Origin of the sequence: Bradyrhizobium sp. CCGUVB4N (genome assembly GCF_024199945.1) — a bacterium.
GTDB lineage: Bacteria > Pseudomonadota > Alphaproteobacteria > Rhizobiales > Xanthobacteraceae > Bradyrhizobium.
Genome location: NZ_JANADP010000001.1, coordinates 7,685,466 through 7,703,354, shown reverse-complemented (window position 1 = coordinate 7,703,354; position 17,889 = coordinate 7,685,466). Strand labels below are relative to the sequence as shown.

Here is a 17,889-nt window from a genome sequence, read left to right as displayed (position 1 = left end):
GGAGGGTGCAATGTCTAATGAGATCAATAACGTAGATCAAGACGACAGCGGCTCCACGACAGATCGCCGGACCCTGCTCCGCACCGCGGGCATCGCCGGCGTTGCCGGAGCCGCACTTGCCGGCTCGATGCACGGCAAGTTCTCGCTCGCCCCGATCAGCGAAGCCCAGGCGCAGACCGCAACCTCCATGCCCAAGGGCACCGACAAGCCCTGGTGGCCGTCGAAATGGGGCAAGGATGACGAATGCGGCGCCTCCAATCACATCACGCCCGAGAAAGTCCTCGACACCGCAAAATGGATCAAGGACGGCAAGATCTACAAGATCGGCCGTGTCTACGAAGGTGGCATGCCGCTGTTCGGTCCGCGCGCGTTCACGCTGCGCATTCCCGGCAGCCCGACCGGTGGCCCGTTCGGCGACAACAAGATGGTCTATCACGACGAATTCCTGACCACCGAGATCGGCCAGACCGGCACGCAGTTCGACGGTCTCGGCCATATCGGCATCCAGCTGGGCAAGGACGGCGACAAGAGCGAGATGAAATTCTACAACGGCTTCACTGCCCAGGAGATCAGCGACGCCTACGGTCTGAAGAAGCTCGGCGTCGAGAAGCTCAAGCCGCTGTTCACCCGAGGCCATCTCATCGACATGGTGGCGCTCAAGGGCGGCATGATGGACGCCGGGCAGGAGATATCAGCGGCCGACATCAAGGCGGCCTTGGCCAAGCAAAACATGAATGAGGCCGACATCAAGCCGGGCGACGCGATCTTCTTCCACACCGGCTGGGGCTCGCTGTGGATGAAGAACAACGATCGCTTCAACAGCGGCGAGCCGGGCATCGGCCTCGACGCAGCAAAATGGGTGGTCGAGAAGGACCTCGCACTGACCGGTGCCGACACCTGGGCGGTCGAGGTGGTGCCCAATCCCGACAAGTCGCTCGCCTTCGTGGTCCACGCCGAGCTGCAGACCAAGCACGGCATCCACAATCACGAGAACCTCTTCTTCGACGATCTGATCGCCGACAAGAAGTACCAGTTCGTCTACTGCTTCGCGCCCGCCCCGATCAAGGGCGCCACGGGCAGCAACGGCTGCCCGATTGCGATTACGTGAGGACAAAGATCGGCGCGGGCGTGTGAAGCGTCCGCGCCGATGCTGTGGTTTAGCCAACGCCATACAATCGGTGTCGTCCCGGCGAAGGCCGGGACCCATAACCCCAGGGAGAAGTTGTGGCGCGAAGCTGGTCACTCCGGGTCTTCGCAAAACTCTTGCTGCGGCGTATGGGTCCCGGATCTGCGCTTCGCTTGTCCGGGACGACAGATTGAGGTGCACGCTCTCGCATCAATCTCGCCGCACACAATTCCGCTGCCGAATGGTGAGTTGACGAGCGCGGCCACACCCTCAGTGTCGTCCCGGCGAAAGCCGGGACCCATACGCCGCAGCAGCAGTCGTTACGCGCGATGGTCATTACTCATCTTCGCCAAACGCTTGCTGCGGTGTATGGGTCCCGGATCTGCGCTGCGCTTGTCCGGGACGACAGGGGAGATTGACGCGCGATCGCGCGTCAATCTTGCTATCCGCTACTCCGCCGTTTGCTCCCGCAGCTCCGCCACGTCCTTCGCCGTCAGCTTCGAGCCCTTGGTGCCGAACCGCGCCGTGACGTAGTTCGCCACCGCCGCGATCTCGTCGTCGGTGTAGGCATTGCCGAACGCCGGCATCGACAGCGCGCCGTCGGGCGTGTGCCGCTTGGTGCCCGAGATCACGATCTGCGCGACGTTGGTGGCGGCGGGGTCATTGACGGCCCAGGTGCCGGTGAGCGTCGCCATCGGCGACACCGGGCTCTCGCCGCTCCAGCCATGGCAGCTGGCGCAGGCGCTGGCGAACACCTTCTTGCCGCGTGCGTCGGCCGTCACGCCGTCCTTGTGCGAGGCGGGCGCGACCGGCGCCGTGGTGGCCGGAAGATCGGGCGAGGGCACCGGCGGCACGCTGCGCAAATACGCAACGATGGAGCGGATGTCCTCCGGCGCGAACTGGCTAAAGCTGTGGTCGACAGCTTCGCCCATCGGACCCGAGGCCGAGCCGTGGCCCGGCGCATGGCCGAGCGACAGATAGGCGATCAGATCCGCGTCGCTCCAGTTGCCGAGGCCGGTGGCCTTGTCGGAGGAGATGTTGAAGGCGTGCCAGCCGGCGGTGATGGCGCCGGCGAACTTCTTGCGGTTGTCGAGCGCAAAGCCGAGATTGCGCGGCGTATGGCACTCGCCGCAATGGGCGAGCGCTTCCGCGAGATACGCACCTCTGTTCCACTCCGGGCTCTTCGACGTGTCGGGCGCAAAGCGCGTGTCCGGATTGAACACGGCCGACCAGAACAACATCGCCCAGCGCTGGTTGAACGGGAACGACAGTGTGTTCTCCGGCGCCTTGGCGCGCACGGCCGGCAGACTGAACAGATACGCCTTTACCGCCAGCACGTCGTCATCGCTCATATAGGTGTAGGACGTGTACGGCATGGCCGGATAGAGCCGGGCGCCGTCATGCCGCTTGCCGCGCTGGACCGCGTTGAGAAAATCCTGGTCGCTGTAATTGCCGATGCCGGTGTCCTTGTCGGGCGTGATGTTGGTCGAATAGAGCGTGCCGAACGGCAGCTTGAAAGCGAGCCCGCCGGAGTAATCCTTCTCGCCGGGCTTGGTGTGGCAGACCATGCAGTCGGCCGCCTTCGCCAGATATTCGCCGCGCTCGACCAGGCTTGCTTTCTCCAGCTTGGCCGGCACGCCCGTGGGCTTGCCGGCGCGGTAGTCGGCCAGCGCAACCCTGGTGCCGCCGGCGAAATCGAGCGGACCGGGTCCGCGGATGATGAAGACGCCTGATACCACCGCGACGATGGCGATCACGACGAGGCTTGCAAGGATACGCATTGTCCGGCTCATGCCTTCCTCCCGGCAGCCAGGAGTTTACGGTCGATCGGCAGGCGCCGCAGCGCCACGCCGGTTGCGGCGTAAATCGCGTTGCGTAACGCCGGCGGTCCGGCATTGACGCCGGCCTCGCCGATGCCGCCGGGCGCCTCGCCGCTCTTGACGACGATGACCTCGATCTTCGGCGTCTCGTTGATGCGCATCATGCGGTAGTCGTGGAAGTTCGACTGCTGCACGCGGCCCTTCTCGATGGTGATCTCGCCATAGAGCGCGGCGGTGAGGCCGAAGATCAGTCCGCCCTCGATCTGCGCCTTCACCGTATCGGGATTCACAGCGATGCCGGTGTCGACCACCGAGGTGACGCGGCGAAGCACGATCTCGCCGATGTCGTCGATCTCCGCTTCCACCACGGTCGCGATGAAGCTCGCGAAGGACGGCTGCACGCAGACGCCGCGGCCGACGCGCGCCGGCAGCGGCTGGCCCCAGCCGGACTTTTCAGCGACCTGGTTGAGCACCGCGAGCATGCGCGGGTTCTTGGTCAGCATCGACTTCCGGAATTCGATCGGATCCTTGCCGGCCTTGCGGGCGAGCTCGTCCATGGCGCATTCGACCGCGAACACGTTGTTGTTCGGGCCGACGCCGCGCCAGAAGCCGGTCGGCACCGCCGGCGGCTCGGCATGGACATATTCGACGTGGAAGTTGGCGAAATCATAGGGTGCGTCGACCGCGGCGTCGATCGCGTCGATGTCGATACCCTTCTGGAACGCCGGCGGCAGCCAGCGCGCCAACACGGCCGAGCCGGCGACCTTGTACTTCCAGCCTGCGACCTTGCCGTCGACCAGCGACGCCGTGACCTGGTCGCGATAAACCGGACGGTAGACGTCGTGCTGGATGTCCTCCTCGCGGGTCCAGATCACCTTGACGGGATAGTCGACCTGTTTTGCGATCTTCACCGCGGCAATGACCATGTCCGGCTCGAGCTTGCGGCCAAAACCGCCGCCGAGCAGGTGCTGGTTGACGATCACCTTGTCGATGGGGAGGCCGGCGGCCTTTGCGGCCTCCGACTGCACGCGCGTCATGATCTGCGTGCCGGTCCAGATCTCGCAGGAGTCTTTCGTGACCCGCACGGTGGCGTTGATCGGCTCCATCGAGGCATGCGCGAGGAACGGCAATTCGAAGGTCGCCTCGAACTTGTCGCCGGCCGCGAGCGCCTTGGCGATATCGCCGGTGGATTTCGCGATCGCACCGTCCTTCTCGCTGGCCTTGCGCAAATCGTCCCAGACGTCCTTGGTGGAAATCTCAGCGTTCGCTCCCTCGTTCCACTCGATCTTGAGCGCCGCGAGGCCTTGTTTCGCCGCCCACATGTGATCGCCGATCACGGCGACGGCGTCGTCGAGCACGACGACCTTGCGCACGCCGGCGATCTTCGTCGCCGCGCTGTCGTCGACCTTGCCGACCTTGCCGCCGAACACGGGGCAATTGGCAATGGCCGCGATCTTCATGTCAGGCAGGATCGCGTCGATCCCGTAGAGCGCCTTGCCGTTGACCTTGTCGGGCGTGTCGAGCCGCTTCAGCGGCTGGCCGATCAGGACGAAATCCTTGGGGTCCTTGACCGCGACGTCCTTCGGCGGCGTCTGGCCCTGCGCGGCAAGCGCCAGCTCGCCATAGCCGAGCTTGCGGCCGCTCGCGGCATGCGCGACCTCGCCTTTCGATGCCGTGCAGCTTGCGGGCTCGACGCCCCACTGGGCGGCCGCTGCCTGCACCAGCATCGCGCGCGCGGTGGCGCCGGCCTTGCGCAGCGGCATCCACCAGGCGCGGATCGAGTTGGAGTTGCCGGTGACCTGGAGGCCGAAGGTCGGGTTGGCGTAGAGCTTGTCGTTGGGCGGCGCGTGCTGCACCTCGACCTTGCTCCAGTCGGCATCCAGCTCCTCGGCGAGCACGGCGGAGATCGAGGTGTAGGTGCCCTGGCCCATCTCGACCTGCGGCATCATCAGCACGGTGCGGCCGGTCTCGTCGATCCGGATGAAAGCGTTGGGCGCAAACTTGTCCTCGGTCGCATCCTTCTGCACCGGCTCGTTCGCGGCGCGCAGCGGCACATGGAAGGCGAGCACGAAGCCGGTGGCGAGGCCGCCGGTCAGAAGCGCGCGGCGGGAGACGTTGTGATGTGCATTCATGGCGGACCTCACGATTGACGGCCGGAGGCGGCGAGCTTGATGGCCTCGCGGATGCGCACATAGGTGCCGCAGCGGCAGATGTTGCCGGCCATCGCCGCGTCGATGTCGGCATCGTCAGGGTTGGGCGTTGCCGCCAGCAGCGCCGCGGCCGACATGATCTGGCCGGACTGGCAGTAGCCGCACTGGATCACTTCGGCCTCTAACCAGGCTTTCTGCACCTTCGCGCCTGACGGCGTGCTGCCGACGTGCTCGATGGTGGTGATGGCGCGGTTTGCGACCGCGCTGATCGGCAGCACGCAGGAGCGCACCGCCTTGCCGTCGACATGCACCGTGCAGGCGCCGCATTGCGCGATGCCGCAGCCGAACTTGGTGCCGGTCATGCCGAGGATGTCGCGCAGCACCCACAGCAGCGGCATTTCGGGCGGCGCGTCGAAGGATTTCGTTTCGCCATTGATGGTGAGTGTCGTTGCCATATGCATCCCCTTCTTCGCCGGATCGCTTACGGCGATCTAGTTGGCGAGCTCGCGCGCGACAATAATCATACCGATGTGAAACGATGAAGCGTCGAAATTTCCGGCAATGCATATTTGCTTTGCCGGAGCATCAGGCCATGACGTTCACGAATTTGTGCAGGAATAGCTGCAACGGTTTTGGGCTAATTGATATGATACGCGTCATTTTCTGACGCTTTTGCATCATCGGCGTCTATGGCCGTCGCACATCACCGTGCGAATTCGCAAAACGGTGCGAAGGCGAAACTCGTGCGATTGCGAAAGGCGGGTGATGATCGGCTTCGACGAGATCAGTTAGCTCGCCCGCAGCCATCCTTCGAGACGCCCGCCTGCGGCGGGCCCTCAGGATGAGGGCGGCGTGCGCGGCAGCAATTTCAAACGACGCCGACGCTGCTCAGCCTTATCCTGAGGAGACCGCGAAGCGGTCGTCTCGAAGGACGAGGCGCTTGCTCGGGCGGTCGCCAAGACGTCGGCTGCGACTGCTCCCTCCTGCTGGAGACAGCGGCGACGAGATTGCGTGATTTCGGAATAATAGCATTATGCCGGTGTTTTGCCCGACGAGTCAAGCTACGTCGTGGCCTGCCGGCGCAAGCCGCTGATCCACCTCGCCCCGCTACTGTGCATGGGGTTGTTTTGCAGGTTTTTGTTCAGGAGTTGCAGCAGCAATCGTCAGCCCTGCCGGAATCCCATCCGGAACGCACCCCAGTGCTTGCCGCGGACCACGATCGGCGACGACAAATCCTTCATAAGGACGAATTGCCCGCCACCCATGTCGCGGCGATAGGTCTGCAGCAGGAAGGGCTTTGTGTTGGCCGCGACCTTCTTCACCGCGCGGTCGGTGAACAGGCGGCGGTTGCGGCAATTGGCGTTGTTCCAGACCGGGTCCTTGCCTTGCGGCAGCCGGTAGTTGGGATTGTGCGTCGGCAAATAGCCGCCCTTGGCCCAGGCGACGCAGAACACGATGCGGGGGTCGGACTTCTGGATCGGGTCCTGGATCGCAGGCAGCACCCGGTCGGTGAAGTCGACATAGGCGGTGTTGTACTGCTTGGGATCGGTGCCGGTGATTTCCCGGTATTTCTCATCCATGAGCTGGTCGAGCGTGATCTCGCCGCGATCGACCGCGGCCTCGAACTCGGCCGAGATCCGCTTGGCGGTGTCGACGACAACGCGGATTAGCGGCGCATCCGATGTCTCCACGCCGCTGTCGGCAATCAGCGCGATCAGCCCCTCGGAGGTATCGAGCAGTTTCGTGACACGCTGGTCGGCGCTCCGGAGATCGCGCGAGGAAAGGTCGACGCCCTTGGCGAGCTCGTTGAGCTCGTTGATGACGGTGTCGCAATGACCGAGATTGGAGGTCGCCGCACGCGTGACGCTGTCGATCTCGGCTTCCACCGAGGCAAAGCCCTGCTGGACGCGCGAGATGATGCCGGAAATCTGCTGGGCACCTTCGCCGGCTGTCTTCGCGCGCTGGGACGCGTCGCTGCTCTCGCCGATCAGGCCTTCGATCTGGCCGTCGAGATCGCGCACGGTGTCGGAGATCTGGTGGGTGGCCTGCCGGGTTGCCTCGGCGAGGTTCTTGACCTCGCTTGCGACCACGGCAAAGCCGCGTCCGGCAGTGCCGGCCCGCGCGGCCTCGATCGTTGCGTTCAGCGCCAGCAGATTGGTCTGCTTGGCGATCGCCTCGATCGAGCCGGAGACTTTTGCGACCTGCGCCAGCGCCGAGCCGACGGCGGAGAGGCGCACCTCGATCCGTTCCACGGCCGCGACGAGCTCGGAGATATGGCTGACCGCGGTGTCGACCGCGCCGCGCGATTGCGCGATCTCGCCGACCGCCGCCGATGTGGTCGACTGCACCGCCTGCGAGGCGTTGGCGATATCGTGGTTGGCCGAGACCATGGTCTCCGCCGTCTTCTGCAGGTGATGGAACCGCTCCGACTGGTTGGCGACGCGGTTGGCGACCTCCTGCACATTGCCGGCGATGTCGGCGAGCTCGACGCCGAGGCCGCCGATGCGGTCGGCGAGCTGGTCGATCAGCCGCTCGGCGAGCGTCCGGTTGGATCCGGTGTCCATGACTGCAAGCTGGGCGAGGGACATTTACGGCCTTCCTCAAGTCAGAGCCGTTCGCCGGCCCTCCGCGGCATTCCCATTCCAACTTCACTTAAAGACGTGATTCGCGGGCCGCGTCTTGCCCGAGAGCGCACTAAGGCACAATTCGCGCCTTAGTTTTTGAGTTTGGGCATGGTCTTGTCGAAAAACCGCTGCACACTTTTTCGGACCATGCCCTACAGCTTGTAAGCCGTGCGAAATCCGCCCCAGTGCCGGCCCTGCACGCGGATCGGGACGTCGATCTCGCGCATCATCACGGTGTTGCCGTTGCCCATGTCGCGCGCATAGCTCTGGATCAGGTACGACCGCAAATTGTGCGCCGCGGCCAGCCCCGCCGGATCGTTGAAGATGCGGCGGTTGCGGCTGTTGGCCATGTTCCAGGCGGCGTCGCCCGGCCGCTGCGGATGCGAGTAGATCTTGTTGTGCACCGGCAGGAAGCCGTTGCGGTCGACCATGGCGCAGAACGCCATGCGCGGTTCCTTGGCGAGAAAGGCTTCCTGGAACGGCGGCAGCGCGCGGTCGGCCCAGTCCAGATATTTTGTGCGGTATTGCTGCGGATTGGTGCCTGATATCTCGGCGTAGTCGGTGTCGAAGAGGTCATCCATCCTGACCTCGCCGCGCGCGACGGCCTGCTCGAAAATCCGGGTCAGCGCGGTGCCGGCCTCCATCGCGCGGGTGACGAACTCGGTATTCTCCTCGTGGATCGACCAGAGCTTGTCTTCGATCTTCTCGCGCTGCGCGGCGTTCGGGCTGACGAATTGCGTGCGGGCGCCGGCCTTGGACTGCTCGATCACGCGCAGGCGGCAGGCGCCGACGTCTTCGAGGCTGCCGTCGATGATCGCCTGCGGCGCCAGCCGGCCTGCTTCCGCACCGCCGATCAAGACGCCGTCCATCGCGATCTCGTAGACCGGCAGCATGCCGCGCGGAGTTTCGAATCTGAGGTGGCAGGGCAGCCGTTCGGTCTTGCGGCGGTCGTCATGCTCGCTCTGGCGGAGCAGTACGGCGCAGCGCGATTTCAGCTTCTGGGCAAAGGTCGTCACGGCCTTGCCGGCGCTGGCGACGTTCTCGCCATGGGTCTCGGCGGCCTTGGTCGCGGCGTCGATTTCGGCCGCGCTTTCGCCGACCGCGATGATGAACTGCGATGCGTTGGCCGCGTTGCCGGAGACCTCGCCGGTGGTGGCGGTCTGCTCGGCGACGGCGCCGTTGACGGTGTCGAACACCGGGCGGATCGCCTCGATCGCCTGCGAGATGCGGTGCACCGCGTCCGCCGAGCCGGCGGCGTCGCGCTGCAGTGCGTCGATCTTCCTGGAGATCTCCTCGGTGGCACCCTGGGTCTGCACCGCGAGCGCCTTGACCTCGGTGGCGACGACGGCAAAGCCCTTGCCGGCCGCACCGGCGCGCGCGGCCTCGATGGTGGAGTTGAGCGCGAGCAGCGTGGTCTGCCGCGCGATCTGGGCGATCAGATTGACGACATTGCCGATCGCCGCGGAGGATTCACGCAGGCGGTCGACATTGGCGCGGGCCTCTTGTGCTGCGGCGCTGGCCTCATCGGCGAGCTTGCCGGCCTCGCGGACCTGCGCGCCGATGCCTCGCGCGGATTGGGTGAACTTGTCGGCGGCATGGGCAAAGCCCGAGGCGTTCGACTGCGCGGCGTTGGTCCGCCCGGTCAGCGCATCGGTACGCTGGCGGATATCGGCCAGCGTCGCCGCGGTCGCCTCGGCGCCGCCCGCGACCGAATTGGCGGCGCGCTCGAGCTGGCGGATCATGGCGCCGAGCTCGAGTTCCAGCAGTTCCAGGATTTCACGGGCCGAATCGACCTCGGTGGCCGGTGCGGCCGCCGGCTGCGCAGCCTGCAGGGCTGGGGCCGGTGCGGCCGTATCCGGCAGGCGCTTCCGAAATAATGCGAACGCCATCGGGTCTACTCTTGTCGGGAGACGGGCGGAGGCCATTTTCGCAAGCCGGAATGAAATCAGGGTTAACGATGCCTGACTTCCGGGCACGGGCAACTACTGTATTACCTTAAAGTATGAGAGGCTCTTTCATTCCGGTGGGTTGGCGGCCTATAAGGCCGCGCTTCCCCAAGCTCACCTTTGGCGCACGATTCCCTAGAGAAGATCACGCATGGCCGGACATTCCCAATTCAAGAACATCATGCACCGCAAGGGCCGGCAGGATGCCCAGAAGTCGAAGCTGTTCGGCAAGCTGGCGCGGGAAATCACTGTCGCAGCCAAGCTCGGCACGCCCGACCCCAACATGAACCCGCGCCTGCGCGCGGCCATCATCGCGGCGCGCCAGGAGAATATGCCGAAGGACAATATCGAGCGTGCCGTGAAGAAGGCGCTCGGCAATGAGGGCGAGAACTATGACGAGATCCGCTACGAGGGCTATGGCCCCGGCGGCGTCGCCGTGATCGTCGAGGCCCTGACCGACAACCGCAACCGCGCCGCCTCCGACATCCGCTCCTTCTTCACCAAATCCGGCGGCAATCTCGGCGAAACCGGCTCGGTCTCCTTCATGTTCGACCGCACCGGCATCATCGAATACGACCGCAGCGTCGCCGATGACGATGCCGTGCTCGATGCCGCAATCGAGGCCGGCGCCGACGACGTGGTCTCGGGCGAAGGCGGACACGAGATCTACGCCTCGACCGAAGGCTACCGCGACGTCGCCAAGGCGCTCGAGGCCAAGTTCGGCGAGCCGCGCAAGGCCGCGCTGATCTGGAAGCCGCAGAACACAGTCGCCGTTGACGACGAGACTGGCGAGAAGCTCTTGAAGCTGATGGACCTGCTCAACGAGCACGACGACGTCCAGAACGTCTATGCCAATTTCGAGATTTCGGACGCGCTGATCGCCAAGATGGGCGGGTAGGGTACAGGCCCCTTTCTCCGGGGACTTCTGTTCTGTTTCTGTTTCGCTATCATGGGCCAACCGCTATCACTGGCCCATGACCGCGCTCCCGATTCGCCAACCCGTTCGCATCATCGGCATCGACCCCGGCCTGCGCCGCACCGGCTGGGGCGTGATCGAGGCCGACGGCAACCGCTTGATCTATATCGCCTGCGGTTCGGTGGAACCGCCGGATCATTTGCCGCTGGCGAGCCGGCTGCTCGCGATCCATGAGGGGCTCACGGCTGTTCTCTCCCATCACACTCCAATGGAGGCCGCGGTCGAGCAGACCTTTGTGAACAAGGACGGCGTCGCGACGCTGAAACTCGGCCAGGCCCGTGGCGTCGCCATGCTGGCGCCCGCAATGTTCGGCATCTCTGTCGCCGAATACGCGCCGAACCAGGTGAAGAAGACGGTGGTCGGCGCCGGCCACGCCGACAAGCAACAGATCGCGATGATGCTGAAGATCCTGCTGCCCAAGGCCGAGCCGCCGTCAGCGGACGCCGCCGACGCGCTCGCCATCGCCATCACCCACGCCCATCACCGCCAGAGCGCGGCGCTCAGGCTGAAGGTGGTGGGACTATGATCGGCAAGCTCAAGGGCCTGATCGATTCCTACGGCGAGGACTATGTCGTCCTCGACGTCGGCGGCGTCGGCTACCAGGTGCATTGCTCGGCGCGGACGCTGCAGCATCTGCCGTCGCCCGGCGAAGCAGCGGTGCTCTCGATCGAAACCTATGTCCGTGAGGATCAAATAAAACTGTTCGGCTTCCGCACCGACCAGGAGCGCGAATGGTTTCGACTGCTCCAGACCGTGCAGGGCGTTGGCGCCAAGGTCGCGCTCGCCGTGCTCGGCACGCTGGCGCCGGCCGATCTCGCCAATGCGATTGCTCTGCGCGACAAGGCCGCCGTGGCGCGCACCCCCGGCGTCGGGCCCAAGGTCGCCGAGCGCATCGTCACCGAGTTGAAGGACAAGGCGCCGGCCTTCGCCAATGTCGATCCCGCGGTCGTGCATCTCGCCGGCGCCGTCGATGAGCAGCGCGCGCCGCGCCCGGTGGCGGATGCCATCTCCGCGCTGGTCAATCTCGGCTACGGCCAGCCGCAGGCCGCTGCGGCGATTGCCTCGGCCTCGCGCAGTGCCGGTGAAAATGCCGAGACGGCGCAGCTTATTCGCCTCGGCCTGAAGGAGCTCGCGAAGTGAGCGATCCCAAGGCCAACCGCATGGTTTCGCCCGAACGCCGCAGCGATGACGTCGGCGACACCGCGCTGCGTCCGCAATCGCTGTCCGACTTCGTCGGCCAGCAGCAGGCGCGCAAGAATCTCTCGATCTTCATCGAGGCGGCGCGCAAGCGTGGCGAGGCACTGGATCATGTGCTGTTCGTCGGTCCGCCCGGCCTCGGCAAGACCACGCTGGCGCAGATCGTGGCGAAAGAGCTTGGCGTCGGCTTTCGCGCCACCTCAGGCCCCGTGATTGCCAAGGCCGGCGATCTCGCCGCGCTCCTGACCAATCTCGAAGAGCGCGACGTGCTCTTCATCGACGAAATCCATCGCCTCAGCCCGGCGGTCGAGGAGGTGCTCTATCCCGCGATGGAGGACTTTCAGCTCGACCTCATCATCGGCGAGGGGCCGGCGGCGCGTTCGGTCAAGATCGAGCTGTCGAAGTTCACGCTGGTCGGCGCCACCACACGCGCAGGTCTGCTGACCACCCCCTTGCGCGATCGCTTCGGCATTCCGGTCCGCCTCAACTTCTATACGATCGAGGAGCTGGAGAGCATCGTCACCCGCGGCGCGCGCGTGCTCAATGTCGGCATGAGCGCCGATGGCGCCAACGAGATCGCGCGCCGTGCCCGCGGTACGCCGCGCATCGCTGGCCGCCTGTTGCGTCGTGTGCGCGATTTTGCCTCGGCCGCCAATGCCGACAAGATCGACCGCAAGATTGCCGACCATGCGCTTAGTGCGCTCGAGGTCGACGCGGCCGGCCTCGATGCGATGGACCGTCGCTATCTCACGACCATCGCGATGAACTACGGCGGTGGCCCGGTCGGCGTCGAGACGATGGCGGCGGCGCTGTCGGAGCCGCGCGATGCGATCGAGGACATCATCGAGCCGTATCTCATTCAGTGCGGCTACCTCCAGCGCACGCCGCGTGGCCGCCTGCTCACCTCCCACGCCTTCCGCCATCTCGGTATCGCCGAGCCATCGCGCGATGCGGCAGCCCAGTTCGGCCTGTTCGGCACCGACGAAAACGACGATTGATCTCGCGCAGACGCGCAGCGTCCCGGTGTCATGAACTTCCGGTAATCTCGTGCAGACGATCTGCACAAGCGCACCCCAATTCCGCTCAAATCCGACCGCATCAAGCAAGTGCATCAGAAGCGGACTTCCATGATCAATCGGCGTCATCTTATCCGTTCCATCGGCGGTCTCTCCGCCCTCGGCGTCTCGACCGCCGCTTATGGCGTCGGCGTCGAGCCGGTGTTGCGGCTGCGCGTGACGCGCTATCATCCAAAGCCGCGGCAATGGCCGACGGATTTTCCGCTGAAGATCGCCGTCATCGCCGACATCCATGCCTGCGATCCCTGGATGTCGCTGGACCGGATCGAGGCCATCGTCGAGCGGACCAACGCGCTGAACGCCGACCTCATCGTGCTGCTCGGCGACTATGTCGCCGGTCATCACCATGTCACGCGCATCATCCCGGCCAGCGAATGGGCGGGGGTGCTGAGCGGTCTCAAGGCGCCGCTCGGTATTCATGCGGTCATGGGCAACCACGACTATTGGGACGACAAGATCGTGCAGCGGGCCGGGCGCGGGCCGACGGTCGCCCACCGTGCGCTGGAAGCGGCTGGCATCCCCGTCTACGAGAACGACGTCGTGCGTCTCACCAAGGATGGGCGCCCGTTCTGGCTCGCCGGCCTCGGCGATCAACTCGCCTATGCGCCGTCGCAGCGCTACGGACGCGCTCAGCGTTTCGGTGCTGACGATCTCACCGCGACGCTCGCAAAGGTCACGGACGACGCCCCAATCGTCCTGCTCGCGCATGAGCCCTATATCGCGACGCGCGTGCCCGCGCGTGTCGCGCTCCAGCTGTCCGGTCACACCCATGGTGGTCAGATCCGCCTGTTCGGCTGGTCGCCGGCGCTTCCGCAGCAGCGCGGCGTTCCACTCGTCTACGGCCATCTCCGGCTGAAGTGCGATGTCATCATCTCCGGCGGCCTCGGCTGCAGCATCATGCCGGTCCGCGTCGGTGTGCCGCCCGAGATCGTCGAGGTGACGCTGGGGCGGGCGCCGGTGGCAACTGTGTCCTAGCCGGCTTGCGCAGCCGGCCGTTTTTGCGCAAAACGGGCCGGTAGCGACAAGTGAAGAGGCTCGCGACGTGACAGCTCATCTCGACGGCGAGATCCGCGACGGCCGCCACCACATGCAGGTCCGCGTCTACTACGAGGACACGGATTTCTCGGGCATCGTCTATCATGCCAATTACCTGCGCTACATGGAGCGCGGGCGCACCAATCATCTGCGGCTGATGGGTGCCGAGCAGCAGGCGCTGTTCGATCAACCCGAGACCGAAGGCGCGGGCTTTGCCTTCGTCGTGCGCTCGATGCATCTGGATTTTCTCAAACCTGCACGGATGGACGACGTGCTCGATGTCGTGACCTGGCCCGTTGCCGTGAAGGGGGCTTCCATCATGCTGGCGCAGGAGGTGCGGCGCGGTACGGACGTGCTGGTCAAGGCTGAGGTGCGCGTCGCTTTCATCAGCGGCGGCCGGGCGCAACCGATCCCGAAATCGATCCGCGCTCTGATGAAGGCCGATTTGATTTCCTGATCGCCCGATAAGTGATCGGCCGACAGGTCACGGCCTATCGACTCCGTCAAATGCAGCGATAGATTGCGCCTCCAAAACAACCGATGAGGCCATCATGTCGCGCCCGCCGCTTCCGCCCTTCACCCGTGAGACCGCCGCGCAAAAGGCGCGCATGGCCGAGGACGCCTGGAATTCGCGCGATCCGGTGAAAGTCTCGCTCGCCTATACCGAGGACAGCCGCTGGCGCAATCGCTCGGAAGTGTTTCAGGGCCGCGAGGCCATCGTGGCGTTCCTGACCCGCAAATGGGAGAAGGAGCAGGAGTATCGCCTGATCAAGGATCTCTGGGCCTTCGACGAGAACCGCATCGCGGTGCGCTTCCAGTATGAATGGCACGACGCGAGCGGCCAGTGGTATCGCTCCTACGGCAACGAGCAGTGGGAGTTCGACGAGCACGGCCTGATGCGGCGGCGCGAGGCCTCGATCAACGACATCACGATTGCGGAGAAGGATCGCCGGTTCCACTGGGCCGCGCCCGGGCCGCGGCCGGCGAATGTGCCGGGGCTGGGGACGGATCCGTTCTGAACTCTCATCCCTCGTGGTGAGGAGCCGCGACGCGGCGTCTCGAACCATGCAGGCCCCGCCGCTGCAGCGGCGGCCTCGATCCTTCGAGACGCCGCCTTCGGCCGCTCCTCAGGATGAGGGGGCAGATTTGCGCGCGAGGAACCGCGTAATCGCTCCACCAAGCTTCGCGTTGTCCATCGGCTGCGCCAGCGAATCCCTTGCCGTTGCCACGACATCATCCGGCGCTTTGCCGTCGCGCAATTCGCAGCACACTTGCGCGAACTCCACGTCGAACTCCGGATGCGGCTGTACGGTCAGCGTTGCGCCATTGGCGTAGAGCAGGCCGGCATGCGGGGTAAACTCCGACGAGAGGATCGTGAGCGCGTCGTTTGGCGCCTCGATCACCTGGTCCTGATGCGAGCAGGCGATGGCGACGGCCTCGCCCTCGACGACGCCGTTCTCCGGCAGCACCTGATAGACGTGCCGGCCGATGCCCCAGCCCTTCTCGGATTTGCGCACGGTGCCGCCGAGCGCCTGTGCGATCAGCTGATGGCCGAAGCAGATGCCCACCATCGGCGTCTTGTTGGCGTAAGCGCTGCGCACGAAATCTTCCAGCGGCGCGATCCAGTCGAGCCCGTCATAGACGCCGGCGGCGGCACCGGTGATCAGCACGGCCTCGAGCTTGCCCGGATCGGGCAGCGCATCGCCATTCGGAATGCTGACGATTTCGACTGTGGCCGTCGGATCCTCGGCGTGGACCATGCGCTCGAACATGTCCGGAAACGAGCCGTGCTGTTCGCGATATTTTGGCGGAACCTGTCCGGTCTCGATGATGGTGATGCGTGCCATGTGCCCCTCAGGTCAAAGATTGCGAAGCTCAGTCGCTTCCTGCCCCATGTTGCTGGTGTGGCGCTGTGCGCTCCAACTGCGCACTCTCCTTGCGGATCTCGGCGAGAAACGCCTTGGCCAGACGCGACAGCGGCTCGGCTTCCGACCATAGCATGTAGGCGACCGCGCGCGTCGTCGGCGTGAACGGCCGGACCACGAGGCCGTGCCCGCCGTTCTGGCGCGGCGAGAAGGGATCGACCACGGCGGCGCCGACGCCTGCGGCCGCGAGCACGCAGGCCGTATTGCAATAGCGCACCTCGACTGTCGGCTGGAACGACGCGCCGGCGCGGGCAAAGCTGTCGCGCACGGCTTCGCCGAGCCGCGTGCCGCGCTCGAGCCCGATGAAGGGGAGGCCTGACAGATCCGCGGCCGAGATCACTGGCTTGTCGGCGAGCGGATGCTGTGGCGGCAGCACGCAGACCATCTCGCCGGTGTGCACCACCTCATGCGCGATGCCGGGATGATGGGTCAACCCGAGCGCGAAGCCGAGCTCGGCGACGCGGCTGAGCACGCCCTCGATGATGCCCTCATAGCGCCTGACGTCGAAGAACACGCGTGTGTCCGGACGCCGGCGCAGGAAGCCCGATAGCGCGGAGGGAATGATGCTGTAGGCGAGCGGCGGCGTTGCCACGATGGCAAGATGTCCGGCGCGGTTCTCGCGCAGATCGCGGACGCGGTTCTCGAGCTTGGCGTGCAGCGCAAAAATCGCTTCGCTCTCCTTGTAGAGCGCCATGGCTTCCGCGGTCGGAAACAGCCGGTTGTTGACGCGCTCGAACAGCGCAAAGCCGGCCTGCGCCTCCATCGTCTTCAGCGCATTGCTGACCGCGGGCTGTGACAGTGCCAGTTCGTCGGCCGCCGCCACCGTGGTGCGATGGCGGATGACGGCACGCAGGATCTCGAGCTGGCGCAGGTTCATATCACCGCCGATTATACTCTAGGCCAAAACATCATAGCACGATGAATTGCTTTTGCAGCCCTCCTTGCGCCTAATGGTCGCGGATTTGCATGCTGGATCAAAGGGTTCATTCGCCCATTGAGGCAGCATTGCGCACAGATTGGAGGCAGTCTTGGTTCGTGTCCTTCGCGCCGCCGCAGCCCAGATGGGGCCGACGCAGAAAGCCGATACGCGCGAGCATACGCTATCGCGAATGCTTGCCATGCTGGAGGAAGCGGCGAGCCGCGGCGCCAGCCTCGTGGTGTTTCCCGAGCTGGCCTTCACCACCTTCTTTCCGCGCTGGCTCCTGGAGGGCGATGCGCTCGACCACTATTTCGAGCACGGCATGCCGAACCCGGCCGTCGCAAAACTGTTCGATCGTGCGCGTGCGCTGCGCGTCGGCTTCTATGTCGGCTATGCCGAGTTGACCGCCGAAGGCCGCCGTTACAATTGCGCCATCCTGGTCGATCGCGACGGCGAGATTCTCGGCCGTTATCGCAAGGTGCATCTGCCGGGCTCGGTCGAGCCGCGCGAGGGCGCGCGCTACCAGCAGCTCGAGAAGCGCTATTTCGAATATGGCGACCTCGGCTTTCCCGCGTTCCGTGCCGGCTCGGCATGGGCGCATGCGATCATGGGCATGATGATCTGCAACGATCGACGCTGGCCGGAATCCTGGCGCGTGCTCGGCCTGCAAGGCGTCGAGCTCGTCTGCATCGGTTACAACTCGGCGGCCTATGATCCCAATGGCGGCACCACGGAAGATGCTTCGCTGCGCACCTTCCATTCGACGCTGGTGACGCAGGCCAATGCCTACATGAACGCGACCTGGGCGATCTCGGTCGCCAAGGCCGGCGAGGAGGATGGCTCGGGCCTGATCGGCGGCTCCTGCATCGTCGATCCCAACGGGCGCATCGTCGCGCAGGCCGCGACCCTGACCGACGAGGTGATCGTCGCCGATCTGGACCTCGATCTCTGCCGTCAGGGCAAGGACAAGATGTTCAATTTCGCCGCCCACCGGCGGCCCGAGCAATACAGGGTGATCACCGAGCGTGCCGGCGTCATCGAGCCGGCCGTGCTCGACGCGGACTGACGATCTGGCACGGCGCTGGCAAAGGAGCT

The 17,889-nt window shown here is 65.2% G+C and carries 16 protein-coding genes; 9 read left to right on the top strand and 7 right to left on the bottom strand.

The window, feature by feature from the left end; all coding sequences use genetic code 11:
* Positions 1 to 10 precede the first annotated feature (10 nt).
* Complete coding sequence (locus NLM31_RS35830) at positions 11 to 1,108, top strand: cyclase family protein (RefSeq protein ID WP_254195288.1); 1,098 nt, start codon at positions 11 to 13, stop codon at positions 1,106 to 1,108.
* Between the two features lie 467 nt (positions 1,109 to 1,575).
* Here the strand turns inward: NLM31_RS35830 and NLM31_RS35825 are convergent, their stop codons facing one another.
* The 5 genes from NLM31_RS35825 to NLM31_RS35805 all read right to left on the bottom strand — a co-directional run bounded on the left by NLM31_RS35825 (position 1,576) and on the right by NLM31_RS35805 (position 9,609).
* On the bottom strand, positions 1,576 to 2,919 hold the full coding sequence (locus NLM31_RS35825) for a cytochrome c (RefSeq protein ID WP_254133965.1): 1,344 nt from the start codon (positions 2,917 to 2,919) through the stop codon (positions 1,576 to 1,578).
* The gene (locus tag NLM31_RS35820; RefSeq protein WP_254195287.1) at positions 2,916 to 5,078 is read right to left on the bottom strand and encodes a molybdopterin cofactor-binding domain-containing protein; all 2,163 of its coding nucleotides are present in this window, start codon (positions 5,076 to 5,078) and stop codon (positions 2,916 to 2,918) included. The genes NLM31_RS35825 and NLM31_RS35820 overlap by 4 nt, the downstream gene beginning before the upstream one ends.
* 8 nt (positions 5,079 to 5,086) lie before the next feature.
* On the bottom strand, positions 5,087 to 5,551 hold the full coding sequence (locus tag NLM31_RS35815; protein ID WP_254133963.1) for a (2Fe-2S)-binding protein: 465 nt from the start codon (positions 5,549 to 5,551) through the stop codon (positions 5,087 to 5,089).
* Positions 5,552 to 6,259: 708 nt separating this feature from the next.
* Positions 6,260 to 7,684: a methyl-accepting chemotaxis protein gene (locus NLM31_RS35810; protein ID WP_254195286.1), complete on the bottom strand. Its 1,425-nt coding sequence runs from the start codon at positions 7,682 to 7,684 to the stop codon at positions 6,260 to 6,262.
* A 188-nt stretch (positions 7,685 to 7,872) separates the two neighbouring features.
* A complete protein-coding gene (locus NLM31_RS35805; protein WP_254195285.1) occupies positions 7,873 to 9,609 on the bottom strand; it encodes a methyl-accepting chemotaxis protein in 1,737 nt (578 codons plus the stop codon).
* Positions 9,610 to 9,817: 208 nt separating this feature from the next.
* Here NLM31_RS35805 and NLM31_RS35800 point away from each other — a divergent pair, with 208 nt between their 5' ends.
* From NLM31_RS35800 to NLM31_RS35770, 7 genes are all read left to right on the top strand, one after another.
* Positions 9,818 to 10,564 carry a YebC/PmpR family DNA-binding transcriptional regulator gene (locus NLM31_RS35800; protein WP_254133960.1) on the top strand — a complete coding sequence of 249 codons (747 nt, stop codon included), beginning with the start codon at positions 9,818 to 9,820 and terminating at the stop codon, positions 10,562 to 10,564.
* Positions 10,565 to 10,640: 76 nt separating this feature from the next.
* Positions 10,641 to 11,168: a crossover junction endodeoxyribonuclease RuvC gene (gene ruvC / locus NLM31_RS35795; RefSeq protein ID WP_254195284.1), complete on the top strand. Its 528-nt coding sequence runs from the start codon at positions 10,641 to 10,643 to the stop codon at positions 11,166 to 11,168.
* Complete coding sequence (gene ruvA / locus NLM31_RS35790) at positions 11,165 to 11,782, top strand: Holliday junction branch migration protein RuvA (protein ID WP_254133958.1); 618 nt, start codon at positions 11,165 to 11,167, stop codon at positions 11,780 to 11,782. The genes ruvC and ruvA overlap by 4 nt, the downstream gene beginning before the upstream one ends.
* A 20-nt stretch (positions 11,783 to 11,802) precedes the next feature.
* The gene (gene ruvB, locus NLM31_RS35785) at positions 11,803 to 12,837 is read left to right on the top strand and encodes a Holliday junction branch migration DNA helicase RuvB (RefSeq protein ID WP_256562369.1); all 1,035 of its coding nucleotides are present in this window, start codon (positions 11,803 to 11,805) and stop codon (positions 12,835 to 12,837) included.
* A gap of 129 nt (positions 12,838 to 12,966) precedes the next feature.
* Positions 12,967 to 13,890: a metallophosphoesterase gene (locus tag NLM31_RS35780; protein WP_254133956.1), complete on the top strand. Its 924-nt coding sequence runs from the start codon at positions 12,967 to 12,969 to the stop codon at positions 13,888 to 13,890.
* Positions 13,891 to 13,957: 67 nt separating this feature from the next.
* Positions 13,958 to 14,407 carry a tol-pal system-associated acyl-CoA thioesterase gene (gene ybgC, locus NLM31_RS35775; RefSeq protein ID WP_254133955.1) on the top strand — a complete coding sequence of 150 codons (450 nt, stop codon included), beginning with the start codon at positions 13,958 to 13,960 and terminating at the stop codon, positions 14,405 to 14,407.
* Positions 14,408 to 14,501: 94 nt separating this feature from the next.
* Entirely contained in the window at positions 14,502 to 14,969 is a 468-nt protein-coding gene (locus NLM31_RS35770; RefSeq protein ID WP_254195282.1) for a nuclear transport factor 2 family protein, read from the top strand.
* A 108-nt stretch (positions 14,970 to 15,077) separates the two neighbouring features.
* Here NLM31_RS35770 and NLM31_RS35765 read toward each other — a convergent pair whose 3' ends face one another.
* A complete protein-coding gene (locus tag NLM31_RS35765; RefSeq protein WP_254195281.1) occupies positions 15,078 to 15,797 on the bottom strand; it encodes a type 1 glutamine amidotransferase in 720 nt (239 codons plus the stop codon).
* Between the two features lie 28 nt (positions 15,798 to 15,825).
* On the bottom strand, positions 15,826 to 16,752 hold the full coding sequence (locus tag NLM31_RS35760) for a LysR family transcriptional regulator (protein WP_254195280.1): 927 nt from the start codon (positions 16,750 to 16,752) through the stop codon (positions 15,826 to 15,828).
* Positions 16,753 to 16,903: 151 nt separating this feature from the next.
* On the opposite strand from NLM31_RS35760, the gene NLM31_RS35755 reads away from it, so the two are divergent.
* Positions 16,904 to 17,860, top strand: a complete 957-nt coding sequence (locus tag NLM31_RS35755) for an N-carbamoyl-D-amino-acid hydrolase (RefSeq protein ID WP_256561958.1) — start codon at positions 16,904 to 16,906, stop codon at positions 17,858 to 17,860.
* The last annotated feature ends 29 nt before the right edge of the window (positions 17,861 to 17,889 follow it).